Here is a 22845-nt window from a genome sequence, read left to right as displayed (position 1 = left end):
GGCCGCCAAGCATGCGTGCCAAGCATGCGTGCCAGGCATGACTGCGTGGGAGCGGGCTTGCCCCGCGATAGCGCCCGCTGGGCTTTAAATCTGCTCCAGCAGCCAGCCACGAAATGCCCGCAACGACGGCAATGCCTCATTACGCGGCGGATATATCAGGTAGTAACTGCGCTGGCTGGCAAACGCGACGCCCGGGCTGAACAGCTCGCCCTTGGCCAGTTCTTCCTCGACCAGAACCCGCGGCACCAGGCCAATGCCAATGCCTGCTCGTACCGCCTGGATCAGGTGCGAGGTCAGCTCGAAGCTTGGCCCCAGGCGCATCGCTCGGTGTGGCAGGTCATGGTGGGAGAACCACTCGCCCCAGGCGTGCGGGTTGTTGGCCACATTCAGCAGTACCTGTTCGCTGATGCGCGCCGGGCTCCAACCCTGCGCCTCACTGGCAGCCTCCTGCGGCAGGATCACCACCAGCTCTTCGGCATGCAGGCGATGGCAGATCAGCCCTGGCAGGTCATGGCTGGCCACGCCGATGGCGGCGTCGATCTCGCTGGTGTCGAAGTTGATCGCTTCAATGCGTGAATGAATATGTACCAGCATCCCCGGATGGGCCGCGTAGAAAGCATGCAGACGCGGCAGCAGCCATTTCGAGCCGAACGTCGGCAGGGTGGCCAGGCGCAAGGTGCCGACGCCTGTCTGGTAGGCCAGTGCCTGCAAGGTGGCGCTGCGGATCCGCCCGAGCGCTTCGCTGAGCTCGCGCTGGTACAGGCGCCCGACGTCGGTCAACTGCACCTGGCGCCCTTCGCGGCGGAACAAGGTCAGGCCTAACTGCTGCTCCAGTGCCTGCACCTGGCGGCTGACCGCGCTCTGGGTCAGCGACAGTTCGGCGGCAGCGCGAGTATAGCTTTCATGCCGAGCGGCGGCCTCGAACGCCAGCAGCAGCGACATCGACGGGGTCAGGTGGCGGTAATTCATTCATAAAGCTCATCAATAGCGGCAGGAATATCCGTTTGCCCCTGGCCGGAAAGTACAGGAACATTGGCATATTCGTCATCCCTGGCTGTGTAACCTATGCCGGGAAGACAGGTTTACCGTGAATCAGCCCATATCAAGAGGCCATCCAACGATGATCGCCCAGCTGTCGACCAGTGCCCCTGCCGTCAACTACCCGGAATTTCTCGAAGCCCTGCGCAGCAGCGGTTTCCGCGGCCAGATCAGTGCCGACTACGCCACCCGTACGGTGCTCGCCACCGATAACTCGATCTATCAGCGCCTGCCACAGGCGGCGGTGTTCCCGCTCGATGCCGACGATGTGGCCAAGGTGGCCGCACTGATGGGCGAGCCGCGTTTCCAGCAGATCAAGCTGACCCCGCGTGGCGGTGGTACCGGCACCAACGGCCAGTCGCTGACTGACGGCATCGTCGTCGACCTGTCGCGGCATATGAACCAGATCCTGGAGATCAACGTCGAGCAGCGCTGGGTGCGCGTCCAGGCCGGGGTGGTCAAGGATCAGCTCAATGCGGCGCTCAAGCCACACGGCTTGTTCTTTGCCCCGGAGTTGTCCACCTCCAACCGCGCTACCGTGGGCGGCATGATCAACACCGACGCCAGCGGCCAGGGCAGTTGCACCTACGGCAAGACCCGCGACCACGTGCTTGAACTGCACAGCGTGTTGCTCGGTGGCGAGCGCCTGCATAGCCTGCCGATCGACGATGCGGCGCTGGAGCAGGCTTGCGCCGCGCCGGGTCGTGCTGGCGAGGTTTATCGGGTTGCCCGCGACATCCAACAGGGCCAGGCCGAGCTGATCGAAAGCACCTTCCCCAAGCTCAATCGCTGCCTGACCGGCTACGACCTGGCGCACCTGCGCGACGAGCAGGGCCGCTTCAACCTCAATAGCGTACTGTGCGGCGCCGAGGGCTCGCTGGGCTACGTGGTCGAGGCCAAGCTCAATGTGCTGCCGATCCCCAAGTACGCAGTGCTGGTCAATGTGCGCTACACCAGCTTCATGGATGCCCTGCGAGACGCCAATGCGCTGATGGCGCACAAGCCACTGTCGATCGAAACCGTCGACTCCAAGGTGCTCATGCTGGCGATGAAAGACATCGTCTGGCACAGCGTTGCCGAGTACTTCCCGGCTGACCCTGAGCGGCCGACCCTGGGTATCAACCTGATCGAGTTCTGCGGCGACGAGCCGGGCGAGGTCAACGCGCGGGTGCAGGCGTTCATCGCGCATCTGCAGAGCGACAAGGGGGTCGAGCGCCTGGGTCATACCCTGGCCGAGGGGGCCGAGGCCGTGACGCGGGTCTACACCATGCGCAAACGCTCGGTGGGCCTGCTGGGCAACGTCGAGGGCGAGGTGCGGCCGCAGCCGTTTGTCGAAGACACGGCAGTGCCGCCTGAGCAGCTGGCTGACTATATCGCTGACTTCCGTGCGCTGCTCGACAGCTATGGTCTGGCCTATGGCATGTTTGGCCACGTCGATGCCGGGGTGTTGCACGTGCGTCCGGCCCTGGACATGAAAGACCCGGCCCAGGCGGCGCTGGTCAAGCCAATCTCGGATGCGGTGGCGGCGCTGACCCAGCGTTACGGCGGTCTGCTGTGGGGCGAGCATGGCAAGGGCCTGCGTTCGGAATACGTGCCGGATTACTTCGGCGAGTTGTACCCGTCGCTGCAACGCCTGAAGGGTGCGTTCGACCCGTATAACCAGCTCAACCCAGGCAAGATCTGCACGCCACCTGACAGCGCCGAAGGCCTGACCAAGGTCGATGGCGTGAGCCTGCGCGGTGATCTTGATCGAACCATCGATGAGCGCGTCTGGCAGAGTTTTGGCAGTGCTGTGCACTGCAACGGAAATGGCGCCTGCTACAACTACGACCCCAACGACGCCATGTGCCCGTCGTGGAAGGCCACCCGTGAACGGCAACATTCGCCCAAAGGTCGCGCTTCGCTGATCCGGGAGTGGCTGCGTCTGCAAGGTGCGGCGGATATCGATGTGCTGGCGGCGGCGCGCAGCAAAGTGTCCTGGCTCAAAGGGCTGCCGACCCGCCTGCGCAATAACCGAGCGCAGCAGCAGGGCCAAGCGGACTTTTCCCACGAGGTGTACGAGGCCATGGCCGGTTGCTTGGCCTGTAAGTCGTGCGCAGGGCAATGCCCGATCAAGGTCAATGTCCCGGACTTCCGTTCGCGTTTCCTTGAGCTGTACCACGGCCGCTACCAGCGCCCGCTGCGCGATTACCTGATCGGCTCGCTGGAGTTCAGCATTCCCTATCTTGCCCATGCGCCGGGCCTGTACAACGCGGTGATGGGCTCGACGTGGGTGAGCAAACTGCTGGCGGACAAGATCGGCATGGTCGACAGCCCACTGATCAGCCGTTTCAACTTCCAGGCCACCCTGAGCCGTTGCCGGGTCGGTGTTGCCAGCGTGCCAGCGCTGCGCGAGCTGACCCCGGCCCAGCGTGAGCGCAGCATCGTGCTGGTCCAGGATGCCTTTACCCGTTACTTCGAGACGCCGCTGCTGGCCGCGTTCATCGAGCTTGCCCATCGTCTGGGGCATCGTGTGTTCCTGGCGCCCTACAGCGCCAACGGCAAGCCGCTGCACGTGCAGGGCTTTCTCGGTGCGTTCGCCAAGGCGGCGATCCGCAATGGTAGCCAGTTGAAGGCGCTGGCCGACTGCGGCGTGCCTTTGGTCGGCCTGGATCCGGCGATGACGCTGGTCTATCGCCAGGAGTATCAGAAGGTGCCTGGCCTGGAAGATTGCCCGAAGGTGCTGCTGCCGCAGGAGTGGTTGATCGATGTGCTGCCTGAACAGGCGGTGGCGGATGCCGGTCACTTCCGGTTGATGGCCCATTGCACCGAGAAGACCAACGTGCCGGCCAGTACCAAGCAGTGGGAGCAGGTGTTTGCCCGCATGGGGCTGAAGCTGGTGACCGAGGCGACCGGCTGCTGCGGGATGTCCGGCACTTATGGGCATGAGGCGCGCAATCAGCAGACGTCGCGGACCATCTTCGAGCAGTCGTGGGCGACCAAGCTGGATAAACAAGGGGAGCCGTTGGCGACTGGCTATTCGTGCCGTAGCCAGGTCAAGCGCATGGCCGACAAGCAGATGCGCCATCCGCTGGAGGTGGTGTTGCAGTACGCCCTGCGCTGACCCTCAAGCGCATCGCGGGGCAAGCCCGCTCCTACAGATCTGTGGGAGCGGGCTTGCCCCGCGATGGCCATTCAGGCTTGGCGCAACCGCCGCGCCTGGCGGTACAGATACAGGCTCAGCACCAGCCCGCAAGCCGAGGCCGCTGCGGCAAACAGAAACATCGAGGCAAAGCCAAACCCAGATGCCACTGCGCCCACCAGCGGCCCGGTAATGCCCAGCGACAGATCGATGAACAGCGAATACGCCCCCACCGCGGCGCCGCGGTTGGCTGCTGATACCTGATTCACCGCCTCGACCCCCAGTGCTGGGAAGACCAGCGAGAAGCCAAACCCACTCAACGCAGCGCCCGCCAAGGCAATCTCGGCACTCGGCGCCTGCCACAGCATCAGCAACCCCAGGGTTTCCACCGACAGGCAGGCAATTGCCACCCGGAAGCCGCCGATGCGGTTGATCAGGTTGCCGAACAACAGTCGAGCACTGATGAAGCTGGCGCCAAACAGGCTCAGGGTCAATGCGGCATTGGGCCAGTCGCGGCTGGCGTAGTACAGGGTGATGAAGGTGGCGATGGTGCCAAAACCGATCGAGCCCAGGGCCAGCCCCGAGCCGTGCGGAAACACCTTGCCCAGCACCTGCAAAAACGGCAGGCGCACACCGCTGACAATGGGCGCGGCGCGCTTGGGCCATGCCAGCAGCAGGCCCGTCACTGCCAGCAGGATGATGCTCACGCCCATGCTCCACAGCCCCCACTGCTTGACCATCAGCACTCCCAGCGGGGCGCCGACGGCCAGCGCGCCGTAGCTGGCGATACCGTTCCAGGAGATTACCTTGGCGGTATTGTGCGCGCCCACTCGGCCGATACCCCAGCCGATCGAGCCGGAGCCGACCAGGCTTTCTGCGCTACCCAATACCAGTCGGCCAATCAACAGGCAGGTCAGGCTGAGCCATGGCATGTGGTTGAGAAAACTGCAGGCGAGCATGAACACGCCGCTCAGGCCGCAGCCGAACAGGCCATACATGACCGCTTTTTTGCTGCCCAGGTTGTCGATGATGCGGCTGGCCGTGGGGCGGCTGAGCAAGGTGGCGAGGTACTGCACGCTGATCACCAGGCCCGCGACTACTGCGCTAAAGCCCAGTTCGTTATGCACATAGCCCGGCAGTACGGCCAAGGGGATGCCGATGTTCAGGTAGCCGATAAAGGTGAAGATGACGATCGAGACGACTTGCAGGGTGACCGCAAGGGGGCGCGGTGAATCGGGCATGGAGGGTCTTCGTGGCAGGGGATCTGGACGGTGTGAAAACGTGATGACGTGGGAGTTCCCGAAGGTCAGCCGTTTTCACACTGTCGTGCGCGGTTATTCCTGATCAGCGCTGGATGTATCGTCGCCATCCTGCTCGACGGCAGGCGTCGGCTCGGAGTGGGCGGCAACGGTTTGCTCTTCGGGGTTCAGGCTTGGGAAGGGAAGATTCGGGATTTCATGCATCTCGACGTTCCTCGCAAGTGTGAGTGAAAAGGCTGCGCCAGGCGCGTTTATGGCTTTGGAAAGCTGGGGCAGGATACAGCAGTCTGCATGACAGTTTGAACTTTTTGCCTGTCAGTTGTCGGTTTTGCGGGCGGATACCGGACGGCAACGGGCCGGTTGGCCCTTCTAAATGCAATCGCGGGGCACGCCCGCTCCCGCGCGCCTGCTTCATTGCGCAGGGCGTAGGAGCGGGCTTGCCCCGCGATCAGAGGTGTAGCGAGTTACTTGCGGCCTTCAGCCGTCTCGGCAACTTTGTCAGTGCGCGCGCACATGATGAAGTCGTTGCGATGCAGGCCCTTGATCGAGTGGCTCCACCAGGTCACGGTGACTTTGCCCCACTCGGTCAGCAGGCCTGGGTGGTGACCTTCGGCTTCGGCAATTTCGCCAACGGCATTGGTGAACGCCAGCGCGTGCTTGAAGTTCTTGAACAGGAAAACCCGCTCAAGCTCCATGTGGCCGTCACGCACTTCGATGTTCCAGTCCGGGATCTCGCGGATCAGCTGCGCCAATTCTTCATCGCTGACTTTCGGCGCATCGGCGCGGCAGGCTTCGCAGTGGGCTTGGTTCAAGGCATTCATGGGTGTCATTCCGGTTTGAGTTGTTATCGTCAAGGCGGCTCAGGCAGCGACCTTGGGTGGAAACTTCGGCGCGTGCAGGCCCAGCTGCATGCCCTGGTGGACCATGCCCATGATGTCTTCGTGGGCCAGGTCGAACAGGCGCTTGAGGTTCGGCAGAACGAAATACAGCGGCTGCAGGATGTCGATCCGATACGGCGTGCGCATGGCTTCGATTGGGTCGAACGCCTGGTGTTCCGGCTCGTTCGACAGGCTGTAGACGGTCTCCTTGGGCGAGGAGAGGATGCCACCGCCATAGATCTTGCGACCTTGCGGGGTGTCCATCAGGCCGAACTCGATGGTCATCCAGTACAGACGCGCCAGGTACACCCGCTCTTCCTTGGTCGCGGCCAGGCCGAGCTTGCCATAGGTGTGGGTGAATTCGGCGAACCAAGGGTTGGTCAGCAGAGGGCAGTGGCCAAAGATCTCGTGGAAGATGTCCGGCTCTTGCAGGTAGTCGAGCTCTTCCGGGGTGCGGATGAAGGTAGCCACCGGGAAGCGCTTGCTGGCGAGCAGTTCGAAGAAGGTCTGGAAGGGGATCAGCGCCGGGACGCGGGCGACCTGCCAGCCCGTGGTAGCGCCCAGTACCTTGTTGATTTCGCCCAGCTGCGGGATGCGGTCATGGGGCAGCTTGAGCTGCTCGATGCCGTCCAGGTATTCCTGGCAGGCCCGGCCTTCGATCACCTTCAATTGACGGGTGATCAGGGTGTTCCATACCGCATGCTCTTGCTGCGGGTAGTCGATAAAGCCGTGCGCGTCGGGCTCGCGTGCCACGTACTGCGTCTGTTTCATGTGGCTCTCCTGGTGAGGGCGGTCTTTCTTGTTATGGATGCGACATGCCCTAGGAATAGCCCTTCAGCGCAGCCTTTGCACTGGGTGTGGGGTGTTTGCTGATCAGGTGAAGCGGGTGATTTCGTAACGTAAATTTTACAAAAAAGCGCTTATCCCGGAAAATCACGGAGATCCGGCTGACCTTTTACCTGAATTTGTCAGCTTATCTTTACGACTTTTACGCGTGCCGATGAAAAAATCGGCGGCTTCGGGACATTTCCATGCGTATCAAAGTGCATTGCCAGAACCGCATCGGCATTTTGCGAGACATCCTCAACCTGTTGGTCGAGTACGGCATCAACGTGCTGCGCGGCGAGGTTGGCGGCGACCACGGCAATGCCATCTACCTGCATTGTCCGAACCTGGTGAACCTGCAGTTCCAAGCCTTGCGGCCGAAATTCGAAGCGATCGCCGGGGTGTTCGGCGTCAAGCGCGTCGGCCTGATGCCCAGCGAGCGTCGGCATATGGAGCTCAATGCGTTATTGGGTGCATTGGAGTTCCCGGTGCTGTCGATCGACATGGGCGGCAGTATCGTGGCGGCCAACCGTGCGGCGGCGCAGTTGCTTGGGGTGCGGGTCGATGAGGTGCCAGGCCTGCCGCTGGCGCGCTACGTCGAGGACTTCGACCTGCCCGAGCTGGTGCGGGCGAACAAGTCGCGCATCAATGGCCTGCGCATCAAGGTCAAGGGGGATGTGTTTCTCGCCGACATCGCCCCGTTGCAGTCCGAGCATGACGAAAGCGAGGCGTTGGCCGGGGCGGTGCTGACCTTGCATCGCGCCGACCGCATTGGCGAGCGCATCTATAACGTGCGCAAGCAGGAGCTGCGCGGATTCGACAGTATTTTCCAGAGCTCGCGGGTGATGGCCGCCGTGGTGCGCGAAGCGCGGCGCATGGCGCCGTTGGATGCGCCGTTGTTGATCGAGGGCGAAACAGGCACTGGCAAGGAGTTGCTGGCGCGTGCCTGCCACTTGGCCAGCCCGCGTGGGCAGGCGCCGCTGATGGCGCTCAACTGCGCGGGGTTGCCGGAGTCGATGGCCGAAACCGAGCTGTTTGGCTATGGTCCGGGCGCTTTCGAGGGCGCGCGCGCGGAGGGCAAGCTGGGGCTGCTGGAACTGACCGCAGGAGGCACGCTGTTCCTTGATGGGGTGGCCGAAATGAGCCCGCGCCTACAGGTCAAGTTGCTGCGTTTCTTGCAGGATGGTTGCTTTCGCCGGGTGGGCAGCGATGAAGAGGTGTATCTGGATGTGCGGGTCATTTGCGCCACCCAGGTCGACCTGTCCGAGCTGTGCGCGCGGGGCGAATTCCGCCAGGACCTGTACCACCGCTTGAATGTGCTGTCGCTGCATATCCCGCCGCTACGAGAGTGCATGGATGGCCTCGAAGGCCTGGTGCAGCACTTTCTCGATCAAGCCAGCCGGCAGATTGGCTGCCCGATGCCGCGCCTGGCGCCCGCCGCCATGGAAAAACTCAGCCACTACCATTGGCCGGGTAATGTGCGGCAATTGGAGAACGTTTTATTCCAGGCTGTTTCATTATGTGAAGGCGGGCTGGTGAAGAGCGAACATATTCGTCTGCCGGATTATGGCGTGCGCCAACCGTTGGGGGAGTTTTCGTTGGAAGGGGAACTTTCGCAGATTGTCGGACGCTTTGAAAAAGCGGTGCTGGAAAGTTTGCTTGGCGAATACCCAAGTAGTCGGGCATTAGGCAAAAGACTGGGGGTTTCGCATACAACCATTGCCAACAAGTTGCGTGAATACGCCTTGGGCAAATCGTCCGAGTAAACAGTTGAAGGGGCCGCTAAGCGGCCCCATTCACAGGGATCAACCGTTGGAGCAACCGTTACCCATCACGCGGTATTCGAGAATGTGCTTCTGGCCCTTGGAGTCCTCGTAGGTCATGCGGGCGGGCACTACTTCACAGACGTTAGGCACTTCGCTCATGGACAGCACACGGGCAATGTCCAAGTGCTGCGAGTAACTGTACTGTTCAACCGGAATCTGCTCGACATCGTTTGCAACTTCGTCGGCCATCGCCGCGCTGCAAAGACCGCCAAGTACCAATACCAGTAACGCTTTCATTTTCAATTTACCTGTCTAAGGTCGTGAGGGGGCACGCGGCGCTTGTGACGCCGCGAGTACAACGAGTGTTTAACTATCGGGATGAAGAGGGGATTAACGTTGCCTTCGTGGGGGCTGTTACCAGAAGTTAATCGCCTTGCCGTTGCTGGCGAGGTGAATTTTATGGCCCGGCCTACAGCTGAAACAGTGGGGGTTTTGATAAAGACTGTTGACAGAATCTGTAACAATCGCCGGGAAAGCAGCTTTTGATTACTGGTCGAATGCCGGTGTTGTGCGGGCTAGAGCGGTTGCGCGAAACCTCTGCGGCGAAGGAGGGGCTTGCTACTACCAACGTCGAATGGCCTTAGCCGCTCTGGTACAGTTACAAACGGTTCCATACAAAAACAACTATTACACCGAGGTAACACAGATGAGTGCGGCTCCACTGTATCCCGTTCGTCCCGAGGTTGCGGCTACTACCCTGACCGACGAGGCCACCTACAAGGCCATGTACCAGCAGTCGGTGATCAACCCCGACGGTTTCTGGCGCGAACAGGCCCAGCGCCTGGACTGGATCAAGCCGTTCACCAAGGTCAAGCAGACCTCCTTCGACGATCACCATGTCGATATCAAATGGTTTGCTGACGGCACTCTGAACGTTTCCTACAACTGCCTGGACCGTCACCTCGAAGAGCGCGGCGATCAGGTGGCGATCATCTGGGAAGGCGACGATCCTTCCGAAAGCCGCAACATTACCTACCGCGAGCTGCACGAGCAGGTGTGCAAATTCGCCAACGCCCTACGTGGCCAGGATGTGCACCGCGGCGACGTGGTGACCATCTATATGCCGATGATCCCCGAGGCGGTGGTGGCCATGCTGGCTTGCGCCCGAATTGGCGCGATCCATTCGGTAGTGTTCGGTGGCTTCTCGCCTGAGGCCCTGGCCGGTCGAATCATCGACTGCAAATCGAAGATTGTCATCACTGCCGACGAAGGCGTGCGTGGCGGTCGGCATACGCCGCTCAAGGGCAACGTCGACCTGGCCCTGACCAACCCTGAAACCAGCAGCGTGCAGAAGATCATCGTGTGCAAGCGCACCGGTGGCGACATCGCCTGGCACCAGCACCGCGATATCTGGTACGAAGACCTGATGAAGGTCGCCTCCAGCCACTGCGCACCTAAAGAGATGGGCGCCGAAGAAGCGCTGTTCATCCTTTATACCTCTGGCTCGACTGGCAAGCCCAAGGGTGTCCTGCACACCACTGGTGGCTACATGGTCTACGCCTCGCTGACCCATGAGCGGGTGTTCGACTACCGCCCGGGCGAAGTCTACTGGTGCACCGCCGACGTTGGCTGGGTCACCGGCCACAGCTACATCGTCTATGGCCCGCTGGCCAATGGCGCCACCACCGTGCTGTTCGAAGGTGTGCCGAACTACCCGGACATCACCCGCGTGTCGAAGATCATCGACAAGCACAAGGTCAATATCCTCTACACCGCGCCGACCGCGATTCGCGCGATGATGGCCGAAGGTCAGGCCGCCGTTGCCGGCGCAGATGGCTCCAGCCTGCGCCTGCTCGGTTCGGTGGGGGAGCCGATCAACCCTGAGGCCTGGAACTGGTACTACCAGACTGTCGGCAAGGAGCGTTGCCCGATCGTCGACACCTGGTGGCAGACCGAAACCGGCGGCATCCTGATCAGCCCGCTGCCAGGGGCGACTGGCTTGAAACCGGGTTCGGCAACCCGTCCGTTCTTTGGCGTGGTGCCGGCCCTGGTGGATAACCTGGGTAACCTGATCGAAGGCGCCGCCGAGGGTAACCTGGTGATCCTCGACTCCTGGCCGGGTCAGTCGCGTTCGCTGTATGGCGACCATGACCGCTTTGTCGACACCTACTTCAAGACCTTCCGCGGCATGTACTTCACCGGTGACGGTGCGCGCCGTGACGAGGATGGCTACTACTGGATCACCGGTCGCGTGGATGACGTGCTCAACGTTTCCGGTCACCGCATGGGTACCGCCGAGATCGAAAGTGCGATGGTGGCCCACCCGAAAGTCGCTGAGGCGGCGGTGGTCGGCGTGCCGCATGACATCAAAGGGCAGGGCATCTATGTGTATGTGACCCTCAATGCCGGGGTCGAGTCGAGCGAGCAATTGCGCCTGGAGCTGAAGAACTGGGTGCGCAAGGAGATTGGTCCGATCGCTTCGCCGGATGTCATCCAGTGGGCGCCAGGCCTGCCCAAGACCCGCTCGGGCAAGATCATGCGGCGGATCCTGCGCAAGATCGCCACGGCCGAGTACGACGCGCTGGGCGATATCTCGACCTTGGCCGATCCAGGTGTGGTGCAGCACCTGATCGATACCCACAAGGAAATGAGCCGCGCTTCGGCTTGATAGCGGCCAGTCTGCACAGAACCCCGCCAGCAACGGCGGGGTTTTTGCATTCTGTTACCTCGACATTCATCGGTAACCGTTTTCTGTCACCTTGGTCGCACGAGAACGGGGCCGTCAGAAACATTCCTGTGCCATTGTGGGGCAATCCTGCAGACAATTCGTGCAGGTTTGCACGCTACACTTGCCGGAATACAAGGGTTTGCCAATAATAGGCGCACTTATTGCTTCGTTTACAGGTTGTTTTCTTTTCGCTCTTGCATAATGAGTGAGAGCTGTCAATATCGCCCGCCGCGGTTTCAAGCGCTTCTGTAACTAGTTGTCGCTTTGAAGAAATATCGACTACCGGGCTGTCGTTAAAATGCCACTCACTCGCTCGTGGTCTGCGACCTTGGTCGATACCCCTCGCGGCTCGCGTTGTACCCATTCGCATTCGGGCAGCTGTTACCCCTGCCTTGTATTGCCCCGTACCGATGGAGTTACCTGATGAAGAAGCTCGCACTGCTTGGCGCCCTGGCGCTGTCCGTGTTGTCCCTGGTATCGCACGCCGATGAGAAACCGTTGAAGATCGGTATCGAGGCCGCCTACCCACCCTTCGCCTTCAAACAGCCCGATGGCAGCATCGCCGGCTTCGACTACGACATCGGCAACGCCCTGTGCGAAGAGATGAAGGCCAAGTGCACCTGGGTCGAGCAAGAGTTCGACGGCCTGATCCCGGCACTGAAAGTGCGCAAGATCGACGCCATCCTGTCGTCGATGTCGATCACTGACGATCGCAAGAAGTCGGTCGATTTCACCAAGCGCTACTACCTGACCCCGGCTCGCCTGGTCATGAAGCAGGGCGTCACCGTCAGTGACAGCCTGGCTGAGCTCAGTGGCAAGAAGATCGGCGTGCAGCGCGGCTCGATCCACGACCGTTTCGCCAAGGAAGTCCTGGCGCCTAAAGGTGCAACCGTGGTGCCTTACGGCACCCAGAACGAAATCTACCTGGACGTGGCTGCCGGTCGCCTCGACGGCACCGTGGCTGACGCTACCCTGCTCGAAGATGGTTTCCTCAAGACCGACGCCGGCAAAGGCTTCGCGTTCGTTGGCCCATCGTTCACCGACGTGAAGTACTTCGGCGACGGCGTCGGCATTGCCGTGCGCAAAGGCGACAAGGCCAACGCTGAGCGGATCAACGCCGCCATTGATGCCATTCGCGCCAACGGCAAGTACAAGGCGATCCAGGACAAGTACTTCAACTTCGACATCTACGGGCCTGACGCTCAGTAAGACATCGAGTTTCACCTGTGCAATGGTGCAAACAGCAGAGACTCTGAGGTTTGCACCATTTTTCATTCCCTGGGTCTAGAGGAATCCCAATCATGTTGAAAGGCTACGGGGCAGTCATCCTCGACGGGGCGTGGCTGACGCTGCAGCTCGCCCTGTCGTCGATGGCCCTGGCCATCGTGCTTGGCCTGATCGGCGTGGCGCTAAGGTTGTCGCCAGTGCGCTGGCTGGCCTGGCTGGGCGATATGTATGCCACGGTCATTCGCGGCATTCCGGATCTGGTGCTGATCCTGCTGATCTTCTATGGCGGCCAGGACATTCTCAACCGGGTGGCGCCGCTGCTCGGCTACGAAGACTATATCGATCTCAACCCGCTGGTGGCCGGTATCGGCACCCTGGGTTTCATCTTTGGTGCTTACCTGTCGGAAACCTTCCGCGGTGCCTTCCTGGGCATTCCCAAGGGGCAGGCCGAGGCAGGCGTGGCGTACGGCATGAGCAGCCGCCAGGTGTTCTTCCGCATCATGGTGCCGCAGATGATTCGCCTGGCGATCCCAGGCTTTACCAACAACTGGCTGGTATTGACCAAGGCTACCGCGCTGATCTCGGTGGTGGGTCTGCAGGACATGATGTTCAAGGCCAAGCAGGCGGCTGATGCCACCCGCGAACCCTTCACCTTCTTCCTGGCGGTGGCAGCCCTGTACCTGGTGATCACCAGTGTCTCGCTGCTGGCGCTGAAGTACCTCGAGAGGCGCTACTCGGTGGGCGTTAAGGCGGCAGAACTATGATCTTCGACTACAACGTCATCTGGGAGGCGCTGCCGCTTTATCTTGGCGGCCTGCTGACCACCCTCAAGCTGCTGGCGCTGTCGCTGTTGTTCGGTCTGCTGGCGGCGGTACCGCTGGGCCTGATGCGCGTTTCCAAGCAGCCGCTGGTGAACATCACCGCCTGGCTGTACACCTATGTGATCCGCGGCACGCCGATGCTGGTGCAGCTGTTCCTGATTTACTATGGGCTGGCCCAGTTCGAGGCGGTGCGCGAGAGCATCTTCTGGCCGTGGCTGTCGAGCGCGACGTTCTGTGCCTGCCTGGCCTTCGCCGTCAACACCAGTGCCTACACTGCAGAAATCATCGCCGGTAGCCTCAAGGCCACCCCGCATGGTGAGATCGAAGCGGCCAAGGCCATGGGCATGTCACGCTTCAAGATGTACCGGCGCATCCTGCTGCCGTCGGCCATGCGCCGGGCGCTGCCGCAGTACAGCAACGAAGTGATCATGATGCTGCAGACCACCAGCCTGGCCTCGATCGTCACCCTGATCGACATCACCGGCGCGGCGCGCACCGTCAATGCCCAGTACTACCTGCCTTTCGAGGCCTACATCACGGCGGGCGTGTTCTACCTGTGCCTGACCTTCATTCTGGTGCGCCTGTTCAAGATGGCCGAACGCCGCTGGCTCGGCTACCTGGCGCCGCGCAAGCACTGAACGCTCTGTGAGAACCGACAGCATGTACAAACTCGAAGTCCAAGACCTGCACAAGCGCTATGGCAGCCATGAAGTGCTCAAGGGCGTGTCCCTGGCCGCCAAGGCAGGCGATGTGATCAGCATCATCGGCTCCAGCGGTTCGGGCAAGTCGACCTTCCTGCGCTGCATCAACCTGCTCGAGCAGCCGCATGCCGGCAAGATCCTGCTCAACAACGAAGAACTCAAGCTGGTCGCTGGCAAGGATGGCGCGCTCAAGGCTGCCGATCCCAAGCAGCTGCAGCGCATGCGCTCGCGCCTGTCGATGGTATTCCAGCACTTCAACTTGTGGGCGCACATGACGGCGCTGGAAAACATTATCGAAGCACCGGTGCATGTGCTGGGCATGAGCAAGAAAGACGCGCTGGAAAAAGCCGAGCATTACCTGGCCAAAGTCGGCGTTTCGCACCGCAAGGACGCCTACCCAGGGCATATGTCCGGTGGCGAGCAGCAGCGTGTGGCGATTGCCCGGGCGCTGGCGATGGAGCCGGAAGTGATGTTGTTCGACGAGCCGACCTCGGCGCTAGACCCAGAGCTGGTGGGCGATGTACTCAAGGTCATGCAGTCGCTGGCCCAGGAAGGCCGGACCATGGTGGTGGTCACCCACGAGATGGGCTTTGCTCGCGAGGTGTCCAATCAGCTGGTGTTCCTGCACAAGGGGGTAGTGGAGGAGGCGGGCAATCCGCGCGAGGTGCTGGTCAATCCGCAATCGGAACGGCTCAAGCAGTTTCTCTCTGGCAGCCTGAAGTAAAGGCTGCACCTTTGCACCATAATAGGGCATGCTGCGCAGCGAGCGCAGCCTGACCCGGCGCCACTGACTCGAACTTCCCAAGGTTTCGGACCACGCCCTATGACCACCCAGCGAATCGGTTTTCTCATCTGGCCCAGCACCAAGCCGTTGACCTTGGCGTTGGCCGAGGAGGCATTGCTGGTGGCCCAGCGGGTGCATCCAGATGTCGTCTACGAGCTGGTGTTCCTTCAGGCCGAGCCGTCCGAGCAGCAAGGCTGGCGTCTGCCGGGTGAACCGTGGAATGGGCGTCTGGAAGGTGTGCACAAGCTGTTGCTGCTGGCCGATGAGCCGCCCACGGCGGTCAATGCCACGTTGTCTACTGCGCTCAAGCAGCTGGCGCGCAGTGGCTGCATGATCGGTGGGCTTTCCGCAGGCGTGTATCCGTTGGCGCTGTTGGGTTTGCTCGACGGCTATCGGGCTGCGGTGCATTGGCGTTGGCAGGACGATTTCGGCGAGCGCTTCCCCAAGGTGATCGCCACCAGCCATCTGTTCGACTGGGATCGCGACCGCCTGACCGCCTGTGGCGGCATGGCCGTGGCTGACCTGCTGCTGGCGGTGCTGGCCCGTGATCATGGTGCCGAACTTGCCGGGGCGGTGTCGGAAGAGTTGGTGGTCGAGCGCATCCGTGAGGGTGGCGAGCGTCAGCGGATTCCACTGCAAAACCGCCTGGGTTCCAGCCATCCAAAGCTGACCCAGGCAGTGCTGCTGATGGAGGCCAACATCGAAGAGCCGCTGACCACTGACGAGATCGCCCAACATGTGTGCGTATCTCGCCGACAGCTGGAGCGGATCTTCAAGCAGTACCTTAATCGGGTGCCGAGCCAGTATTACCTGGAGCTGCGCTTGAACAAGGCGCGGCAGATGTTGATGCAGACCAGCAAGTCGATCATCCAGATTGGCTTGTCGTGCGGGTTCTCTTCCGGGCCGCATTTCTCCAGCGCCTATCGCAACTTCTTTGGCGCCACCCCGCGCGAAGATCGCAACCAGCGCCGTAGCAACAGCCCGTTCGAGCTCAGCTCGGCCCCTGCCGAACGCGGCTGAAATCTGCCCCGGATAGATTGCGTGGGAGCGGGCTTGCCCCGCGATTGCGTCAGCAGAGCCTACACCGCTCCCAATTGAGAAACGCTCGCTTGTCACCCTCGCTGCCAAGCTGTCGCACTAGGCTGTGAACAAGCGTTCACCCATTTGCGGCTGCCATCTCCCCGACAAACCCTGCCTCCTTTACACTGCGCGATTGCGACACTGTTTGTCGCATTGCCGAAAGCCTGGCTAAAACAGGGTTTTGCGCTGTAACAAGTTGTCGCTTGGCCGCAAGGACAGGCGCTGATCAGTCCTTACAATCCCCCCATCGCTCGCCACTTTCAGGCCAGCGTTCCTCTTCAGGAGACTCAGATGTCCGTTGAGCAAGCCCCGGTGCAACGTGCCGATTTTGACCAGGTCATGGTTCCCAACTACTCCCCGGCGGCCTTCATTCCTGTGCGAGGCGAGGGTTCCCGAGTCTGGGACCAGTCGGGTCGCGAGCTGATCGACTTCGCGGGCGGCATCGCGGTAAATGCCTTGGGTCATTGCCATCCGGCACTGGTCAAGGCCCTGACTGAGCAGGCCAATACCCTCTGGCACGTCTCCAACGTGTTCACCAACGAGCCGGCCCTGCGCCTGGCGCATAAACTGGTGGATGCGACCTTTGCCGACAAAGCGTTCTTCTGCAACTCTGGGGCTGAATCCAACGAGGCGGCTTTCAAGCTGGCCCGTCGCGTCGCCCACGACCGTTTCGGCCCTGAAAAGCACGAGATCATCGCCACCCTGAACAGCTTCCACGGGCGCACCCTGTTCACCGTCAGCGTCGGTGGCCAGCCGAAGTACTCCGACGGTTTCGGCCCGAAGATCACCGGCATCAGCCACGTGCCATACAACGATCTGGAAGCGCTCAAGGCGCAAATTTCCGACAAGACCTGCGCGGTAGTGATCGAGCCGATCCAGGGTGAAAGCGGCGTAGTGCCAGCCGACAAGGCCTACCTGGAAGGCGTGCGTAAACTGTGCGACGAGCACAATGCCCTGCTGATCTTCGATGAAGTGCAAACCGGCGTTGGCCGTACTGGCTCGCTGTACGCCTACCAGCACTATGGCGTCACCCCAGACATCCTCACCAGTGCCAAGAGCCTGGGCGGCGGTTTCCCGATTGGCGCCATGCTGACCACCGCAGACCTGGCCAAGCACCTGGCCGTTGGCACCCACGGCACCACCTACGGCGGCAACCCGCTGGCCTGCGCCGTCGCCTGCGCGGTGCTGGATGTGGTCAACACGCCCGAGGCCTTGGCGGCTATCACCGCCAAGCACGCGCGCTTCAAGGCGCGCCTGGAAAAAATCGAGCTGTTCAGCCAGGTGCGCGGCGTCGGCCTGCTGATCGGCTGCGTACTGGTCGATGCCTGGAAAGGCAAGGCCAAGGACGTGCTCAACGCGGCCGAGAAGGAAGGCCTGATGGTCCTGCAGGCCGGCCCGGACGTGGTGCGTTTCGCGCCAAGCCTGGTGGTCGAAGATGCCGACATCGATGAAGGCCTGGATCGCTTCGAGCGCGCCATCGCCAAGCTGACCCAGGGCTGATCGCCCTTGTCGCCGGCCCGGTGCGTAACGCCGGCCGGCGATCGCTGAATTCCAGTGCGGGTGCCTGCCAAGTCAATAATCACGGCGCCCGCCGTTTTTCCGTGCCGAGCCACTCGGCCCGTATTCCAAAGGAGTGACACCATGCTGGTAATGCGCCCCGCGCAAATGGCTGACCTCAATGAAGTGCAGCGCATGGCTGCGGACAGCCCCGTTGGTGTCACTTCGCTGCCGGATGATGCCGGTCGCCTGGGCGACAAGATCGCCGCGTCCGAGACCTCGTTCGCCGCTGAAGTCAGCTTCAATGGCGAGGAGAGCTATTTCTTCGTCCTCGAAGACAGCGAAACTGGCAAGTTGGCCGGCTGCTCGGCGATCGTCGCCTCGGCAGGCTACTCCGAGCCGTTCTACAGCTTTCGCAACGAGACCTTCGTGCATGCGTCGCGCGAGCTGAAGATCCATAACAAGATCCACGTGCTGTCGCTGTGCCACGACCTGACGGGCAACAGCCTGCTGACCAGCTTCTATGTGCTGCCCGAATTGGTCGGCACTGGCTGGGCCGAGCTCAATTCGCGGGGTCGCTTGCTGTTCATGGCCGCTCACCCTGAGCGCTTTGCCGATTCGGTGGTCACCGAGATCGTTGGCTACAGCGACGAGCACGGCGAGTCGCCGTTCTGGGATGCCATTGGGCGCAACTTCTTCGACCTCAATTATTCCGATGCCGAACGCCTGTGTGGCCTGAAGAGCCGCACCTTCCTCGCCGAGCTGATGCCGCACTACCCGATCTACGTGCCGCTGCTGCCGGACCTGGCCCAAGAGGCCATGGGCCAAGTGCACCCGCGCGCGCAGATCACCTTCGACATCCTCATGCGCGAAGGCTTCGAGACCGAGCACTACATCGACATCTTCGACGGCGGCCCCACCCTGCATGCGCGGGCTTCGGGGATCCGCACCATCGCGCAAAGCCGCGTGGTGCCAGTCAAGCTTGAGCAAGCGCCGGCCAAGGGTGGTCGCCCGTACCTGGTGTGCAACGGTCAGTTGCAGGATTACCGCGCTGTGTTGCTGGAGCTCGATTGGGTGCCGGGCAAGCCGGTCAGCCTCAGTAGCGAAGCCGCCGAGGCCCTAGGTGTCGGTGAGGGGGCAAGCGTGCGTCTGGTCGCCGTTTGATGGCCGTGGCCGGATAGCCACGGGGCGCGACCGGCAGCAGAGTTTCGCGGCAGGCACAGACCGCCGCACAAGGAGATAGCATGATCGTTCGTCCTGTACGCAGCAGCGATTTACCCGCGCTGATCGAATTGGCACGGAGCACCGGCACGACCGGGCTGACCACCTTGCCGGCCAACGAGGAGCGCCTCGGCCAGCGGGTGCGCTGGGCCGAGAAGAGCTTTAACGGCGAAGCCGGGCGCGGTGACACCGATTACCTGTTCGTGCTGGAGAACGACGAAGGCCTGGTAGTGGGTATCAGCGCCATCGCCGGAGCGGTCGGCTTGCGTGAGCCTTGGTACAACTACCGGGTCGGGCTGACGGTCAGCGCTTCGCAGGAGCTGAACATCTATCGTGAAATCCCCACGCTGTTTTTGGCTAACGACCTGACCGGCAATTCCGAGCTGTGCTCGCTGTTCTTGCGTAGCGACTATCGCAATGGCCTCAATGGCCGCCTGTTGTCCAAGGCGCGGATGCTGTTCATTGCTGAGTTCCCCGAGCTGTTCGGCAAGAAGGTGATCGCTGAAATGCGCGGTATCTCCGACGCGGCCGGTCGCTCGCCGTTCTGGGAATGCCTGGGGCGGCACTTCTTCAAGATGGAGTTCAGCCAGGCGGACTATCTCACTGGCGTGGGCAACAAGTCGTTCATCGCCGAACTGATGCCCAAGTTCCCGCTGTATACCTGCTTCTTGTCTGAAGCGGCGCGCGAGGTCATTGGCCGGGTGCACACCGACACCGAGCCTGCACTGGCCATGCTTGAGCGCGAAGGCTTCAACTATCAAGGCTATGTCGACATCTTCGACGCAGGCCCGGCGATCGAGTGCGAGACCGCCAAGATCCGTGCCGTGCGCGAGAGCCAGAACCTGGTGTTGGCGGTGGGTACGCCAGGCGACGATGCCACGCCTTATCTGATTCACAACCGCAAGCGCGAAGACTGCCGCATCACCGCCGCGCCCGCACGCCTGGCGGCGGGCACCTTGGTGGTCGATCCGCAGACCGCCAAGCGCCTGCGCCTGGGCGCTGGCGATCATGTGCGCGCGGTGCCACTTTCGGCCGCGCGGGAGGCTCAGTAATGACGACTCATTTCATCGCGGGGCACTGGCAAGCAGGGCAGGGCGAGCCACTGCAATCGCTCAATCCGGTCACTCAGGCAGTCGTTTGGCAAGGTCAGGGCGCCACTGCCGCTCAAGTCGACGCGGCAGTGACAGCAGCGCGGCAGGCCTTCCCGGCCTGGGCGCAACTGAGCCTGGATGCGCGTATTGCCGTGCTTGAGGCTTTTGCCGATCAGCTCAAGGCCAATGCCGACGAGCTTGCGCGTTGCATCGGTGAAGAAACCGGCAAGCCGTTGTGGGAGTCGGCCACCGAAGTGACCAGCATGGTCAACAAAGTGGCGATCTCGGTGCAGAGCTATCGCGAGCGCACCGGGGAAAAGAGTGGTCCACTGGCGGACGCTACGGCGGTGTTGCGGCACAAGCCGCATGGCGTGGTGGCGGTGTTTGGCCCGTATAACTTCCCCGGCCACCTGCCTAACGGGCACATTGTGCCGGCGCTGTTGGCGGGTAACTGCGTGGTGTTCAAGCCGAGTGAGCTGACCCCCAAGGTCGCCGAGTTGACGGTCAAATGCTGGATTGCCGCCGGCTTGCCTGCGGGTGTTCTCAACCTGCTGCAGGGCGCTCGCCAGACCGGTGTCGCCCTGGCCGCCAATCCAGGTATCGATGGCCTGTTCTTCACCGGCTCCAGCCGTACCGGCAATCTGCTGCACCAACAGTTCGCAGGGCGCCCGGACAAGATCCTTGCCCTGGAAATGGGCGGCAATAATCCGCTGCTGGTCGATCAGGTCAAGGACCTGGACGCTGCGGTGTACACCATCATTCAGTCGGCCTTCATTTCTGCGGGGCAGCGCTGCACCTGCGCCCGCCGCCTGCTGGTGCCGCAAGGTGCCTGGGGTGACGCGCTGCTGGCGCGCCTGGTCGAGGTGAGTCGCACGATCAGCGTTGGCGCGTTCGATCAGCAGCCGGCACCGTTCATGGGTTCGGTGATTTCCTTGCAGGCCGCCCAGGCATTGCTGGATGCGCAACAAGCCTTGCTCGGCAATGGCGCTGTAGCGCTGTTGGAAATGACCCAGCCGCAGCCTGACGCCGCGCTGTTGACCCCGGGCATTGTGGATGTCACCGCTGTGGCTGAGCGCCCGGACGAGGAATTCTTCGGGCCGTTGCTGCAAGTGATCCGCTACAGCGATTTCGACGCCGCCATCGATGAAGCCAACGCTACCCAGTACGGCCTGGCGGCGGGCCTGTTGTCAGACTCGCGTGCGCGCTACCAGTACTTCTGGCTGCGTAGCCGGGCCGGCATCGTCAACTGGAACAAACAGTTGACGGGGGCGGCCAGCAGTGCGCCGTTCGGCGGTGTGGGTGCCAGCGGCAACCACCGCGCCAGTGCCTATTACGCGGCCGACTACTGCGCCTATCCGGTGGCTTCGCTGGAGACCGCCAGCCTCGCCCTGCCGGCGACTTTGACGCCGGGCGTCACCCTATAACAAACGGTCTCGGAGCCTAGCCGATGAAATCCTACGAAGTGAATTTTGATGGCCTGGTGGGGCCGACCCACAACTACGGCGGTCTGTCTTACGGTAACGTGGCCTCGCAGAGCAATAGTCAGCAGTGCTCCAACCCGCGTGAAGCGGCGCGCCAGGGCCTGGCCAAGATGAAGGCGCTGAGCGACCTGGGCTTCAAGCAGGGCGTACTGGCCCCGCAGGAGCGGCCGGATGTCGCCGCCCTGCGTCGGCTGGGCTTCTCTGGCAGCGATGCCGAGGTGATCAGCCGCGCCGCGAAAGAGGCCATGCCGCTGCTGGTCGCCAGCTGCTCGGCGTCGAGCATGTGGGTGGCCAATGCCGCCACGGTCAGCCCAAGCGCCGATACCGCCGATGGTCGCGTGCATTTCACCGCTGCCAACCTCAACTGCAAGTACCACCGCAGCATCGAGCACCCGACCACCAGCCGGGTGTTGGCAGCCATGTTTGCCGATGAGCAGGTGTTCGCTCATCACCAGGCGCTGCCTGCGGTGGCCCAGTTCGGCGACGAAGGTGCGGCCAACCACACGCGCTTCTGTCGCAGCTATGGCGAGCCAGGGGTCGAGTTCTTCGTCTATGGCCGCAGCGCTTTTGACAGCCGCTTCCCGGCGCCGCAAAAGTACCCGGCCCGGCAAACCCTCGAGGCCTCGCAGGCCGTGGCTCGGCTGCATGGGCTCAGCGACGACGGGGTGGTCTACGCTCAACAGAACCCGGCAGTGATCGACCAGGGGGTGTTCCACAACGACGTAATCTCGGTGGGCAACGGCGAGGTGCTGTTCTACCACGAAGACGCCTTCCTCGAGACCGATGCGGTACTTGCGCAACTGCAAGCTAAACTGGCCAGCAAGGGCGCCAACTTCCAGGCCATCCGGGTGCCTCGGGCGGCGGTAGCGGTAGAGGACGCGGTGCGTTCCTACCTGTTCAACAGCCAGCTGCTCTCGCGTGAAGATGGCTCGATGCTGTTGGTGGTGCCGGAGGAGTGCCGCAACAACGAGCGGGTCTGGAGTTATCTCGGCCAGCTGACCAGCACGGGCGGCCCGGTCAAGGAGGTCAAGGTGTTCGACCTCAAGCAGAGTATGCAAAACGGCGGTGGCCCGGCTTGCCTGCGCTTGCGCGTGGCCTTGAAGGAATCGGAACTGGCGGCGGTCAATCCAGGCGTTATCATGTCGCCGTCGCTGTACGACACCTTGGTCCGGTGGGTAGACAAGCACTACCGCGATCGCATGAGCGAGACCGACCTTGCCGATCCGCAACTGCTGGTCGAGTGCCGTACGGCCCTGGATGAATTGACCCAGATCCTCATGTTGGGTTCGGTCTATCCGTTCCAACGCCAACCTTGAAGAGAGAATTG

Annotated in this window: 19 protein-coding genes; 13 read left to right on the top strand and 6 right to left on the bottom strand. The window is 62.0% G+C overall.

The annotated features are described in order from the left end of the window. Positions 1-84 precede the first annotated feature (84 nt). Positions 85-969, bottom strand: coding sequence for a LysR substrate-binding domain-containing protein (locus AAZU54_RS14200; protein ID WP_186557410.1), 885 nt, complete (start codon positions 967-969; stop codon positions 85-87). 151 nt (positions 970-1120) lie between these two features. On the opposite strand from AAZU54_RS14200, the gene ydiJ reads away from it, so the two are divergent. Next, the gene (gene ydiJ, locus AAZU54_RS14195) at positions 1121-4141 is read left to right on the top strand and encodes a D-2-hydroxyglutarate dehydrogenase YdiJ (protein WP_434727289.1); all 3021 of its coding nucleotides are present in this window, start codon (positions 1121-1123) and stop codon (positions 4139-4141) included. Positions 4142-4212: 71 nt separating this feature from the next. Here ydiJ and AAZU54_RS14190 read toward each other — a convergent pair whose 3' ends face one another. From AAZU54_RS14190 to phhA, 4 genes are all read right to left on the bottom strand, one after another. Further along, positions 4213-5400, bottom strand: a complete 1188-nt coding sequence (locus AAZU54_RS14190; RefSeq protein ID WP_312153734.1) for an MFS transporter — start codon at positions 5398-5400, stop codon at positions 4213-4215. A 93-nt stretch (positions 5401-5493) separates the two neighbouring features. After that, on the bottom strand, positions 5494-5622 hold the full coding sequence (locus AAZU54_RS14185) for a hypothetical protein (RefSeq protein ID WP_264082843.1): 129 nt from the start codon (positions 5620-5622) through the stop codon (positions 5494-5496). 260 nt (positions 5623-5882) lie between these two features. Then, positions 5883-6239 carry a 4a-hydroxytetrahydrobiopterin dehydratase gene (locus tag AAZU54_RS14180; protein WP_186557413.1) on the bottom strand — a complete coding sequence of 119 codons (357 nt, stop codon included), beginning with the start codon at positions 6237-6239 and terminating at the stop codon, positions 5883-5885. Between the two features lie 39 nt (positions 6240-6278). After that, positions 6279-7067 (bottom strand): phenylalanine 4-monooxygenase, encoded by a 789-nt coding sequence (phhA, locus tag AAZU54_RS14175; protein WP_186557414.1) that lies wholly within the window; start codon positions 7065-7067, stop codon positions 6279-6281. A gap of 260 nt (positions 7068-7327) precedes the next feature. Here phhA and AAZU54_RS14170 point away from each other — a divergent pair, with 260 nt between their 5' ends. Next, the gene (locus AAZU54_RS14170; RefSeq protein ID WP_186557415.1) at positions 7328-8887 is read left to right on the top strand and encodes a sigma-54-dependent transcriptional regulator; all 1560 of its coding nucleotides are present in this window, start codon (positions 7328-7330) and stop codon (positions 8885-8887) included. 39 nt (positions 8888-8926) lie between these two features. Here AAZU54_RS14170 and AAZU54_RS14165 read toward each other — a convergent pair whose 3' ends face one another. Continuing rightward, positions 8927-9184, bottom strand: coding sequence for a DUF2790 domain-containing protein (locus AAZU54_RS14165; protein ID WP_186557416.1), 258 nt, complete (start codon positions 9182-9184; stop codon positions 8927-8929). Between the two features lie 409 nt (positions 9185-9593). Between AAZU54_RS14165 and acs the strand changes: the two genes are divergently transcribed. From acs to astB, 11 genes are all read left to right on the top strand, one after another. After that, entirely contained in the window at positions 9594-11555 is a 1962-nt protein-coding gene (gene acs / locus AAZU54_RS14160; protein WP_186557417.1) for an acetate--CoA ligase, read from the top strand. A 483-nt stretch (positions 11556-12038) separates the two neighbouring features. Further along, the gene (locus tag AAZU54_RS14155) at positions 12039-12824 is read left to right on the top strand and encodes an ABC transporter substrate-binding protein (RefSeq protein ID WP_186557418.1); all 786 of its coding nucleotides are present in this window, start codon (positions 12039-12041) and stop codon (positions 12822-12824) included. A gap of 92 nt (positions 12825-12916) precedes the next feature. Then, positions 12917-13606 carry an ABC transporter permease gene (locus tag AAZU54_RS14150; RefSeq protein ID WP_186557419.1) on the top strand — a complete coding sequence of 230 codons (690 nt, stop codon included), beginning with the start codon at positions 12917-12919 and terminating at the stop codon, positions 13604-13606. Continuing rightward, complete coding sequence (locus AAZU54_RS14145) at positions 13603-14301, top strand: ABC transporter permease (RefSeq protein ID WP_186557420.1); 699 nt, start codon at positions 13603-13605, stop codon at positions 14299-14301. The genes AAZU54_RS14150 and AAZU54_RS14145 overlap by 4 nt, the downstream gene beginning before the upstream one ends. Before the next feature lie 22 nt (positions 14302-14323). Then, a complete protein-coding gene (locus tag AAZU54_RS14140) occupies positions 14324-15088 on the top strand; it encodes an ABC transporter ATP-binding protein (protein WP_186557421.1) in 765 nt (254 codons plus the stop codon). 99 nt (positions 15089-15187) lie between these two features. Beyond that, complete coding sequence (gene argR, locus AAZU54_RS14135; RefSeq protein WP_186557422.1) at positions 15188-16168, top strand: transcriptional regulator ArgR; 981 nt, start codon at positions 15188-15190, stop codon at positions 16166-16168. A 351-nt stretch (positions 16169-16519) separates the two neighbouring features. Next, a complete protein-coding gene (locus AAZU54_RS14130; RefSeq protein ID WP_434727288.1) occupies positions 16520-17728 on the top strand; it encodes an aspartate aminotransferase family protein in 1209 nt (402 codons plus the stop codon). Positions 17729-17869: 141 nt separating this feature from the next. Next, positions 17870-18889, top strand: a complete 1020-nt coding sequence (gene aruF, locus AAZU54_RS14125; RefSeq protein WP_434727287.1) for an arginine/ornithine succinyltransferase subunit alpha — start codon at positions 17870-17872, stop codon at positions 18887-18889. A gap of 80 nt (positions 18890-18969) precedes the next feature. Continuing rightward, a complete protein-coding gene (astA, locus tag AAZU54_RS14120) occupies positions 18970-19998 on the top strand; it encodes an arginine N-succinyltransferase (protein ID WP_186557425.1) in 1029 nt (342 codons plus the stop codon). Continuing rightward, complete coding sequence (gene astD, locus AAZU54_RS14115; protein ID WP_392468828.1) at positions 19998-21461, top strand: succinylglutamate-semialdehyde dehydrogenase; 1464 nt, start codon at positions 19998-20000, stop codon at positions 21459-21461. Before astA ends, astD begins: the two co-directional genes overlap by 1 nt. A 23-nt stretch (positions 21462-21484) precedes the next feature. Next, positions 21485-22834 (top strand): N-succinylarginine dihydrolase, encoded by a 1350-nt coding sequence (gene astB / locus AAZU54_RS14110; protein WP_186557427.1) that lies wholly within the window; start codon positions 21485-21487, stop codon positions 22832-22834. Positions 22835-22845: the final 11 nt, after the last annotated feature.

It is taken from the genome of Pseudomonas sp. Je.1.5.c (assembly GCF_051129895.1).
In the GTDB taxonomy this organism is placed as follows: domain Bacteria; phylum Pseudomonadota; class Gammaproteobacteria; order Pseudomonadales; family Pseudomonadaceae; genus Aquipseudomonas; species Aquipseudomonas urmiensis.
The sequence above is the reverse complement of the archived record's forward strand: the minus strand, read 5'-3'. Positions and strand labels throughout refer to the sequence as shown.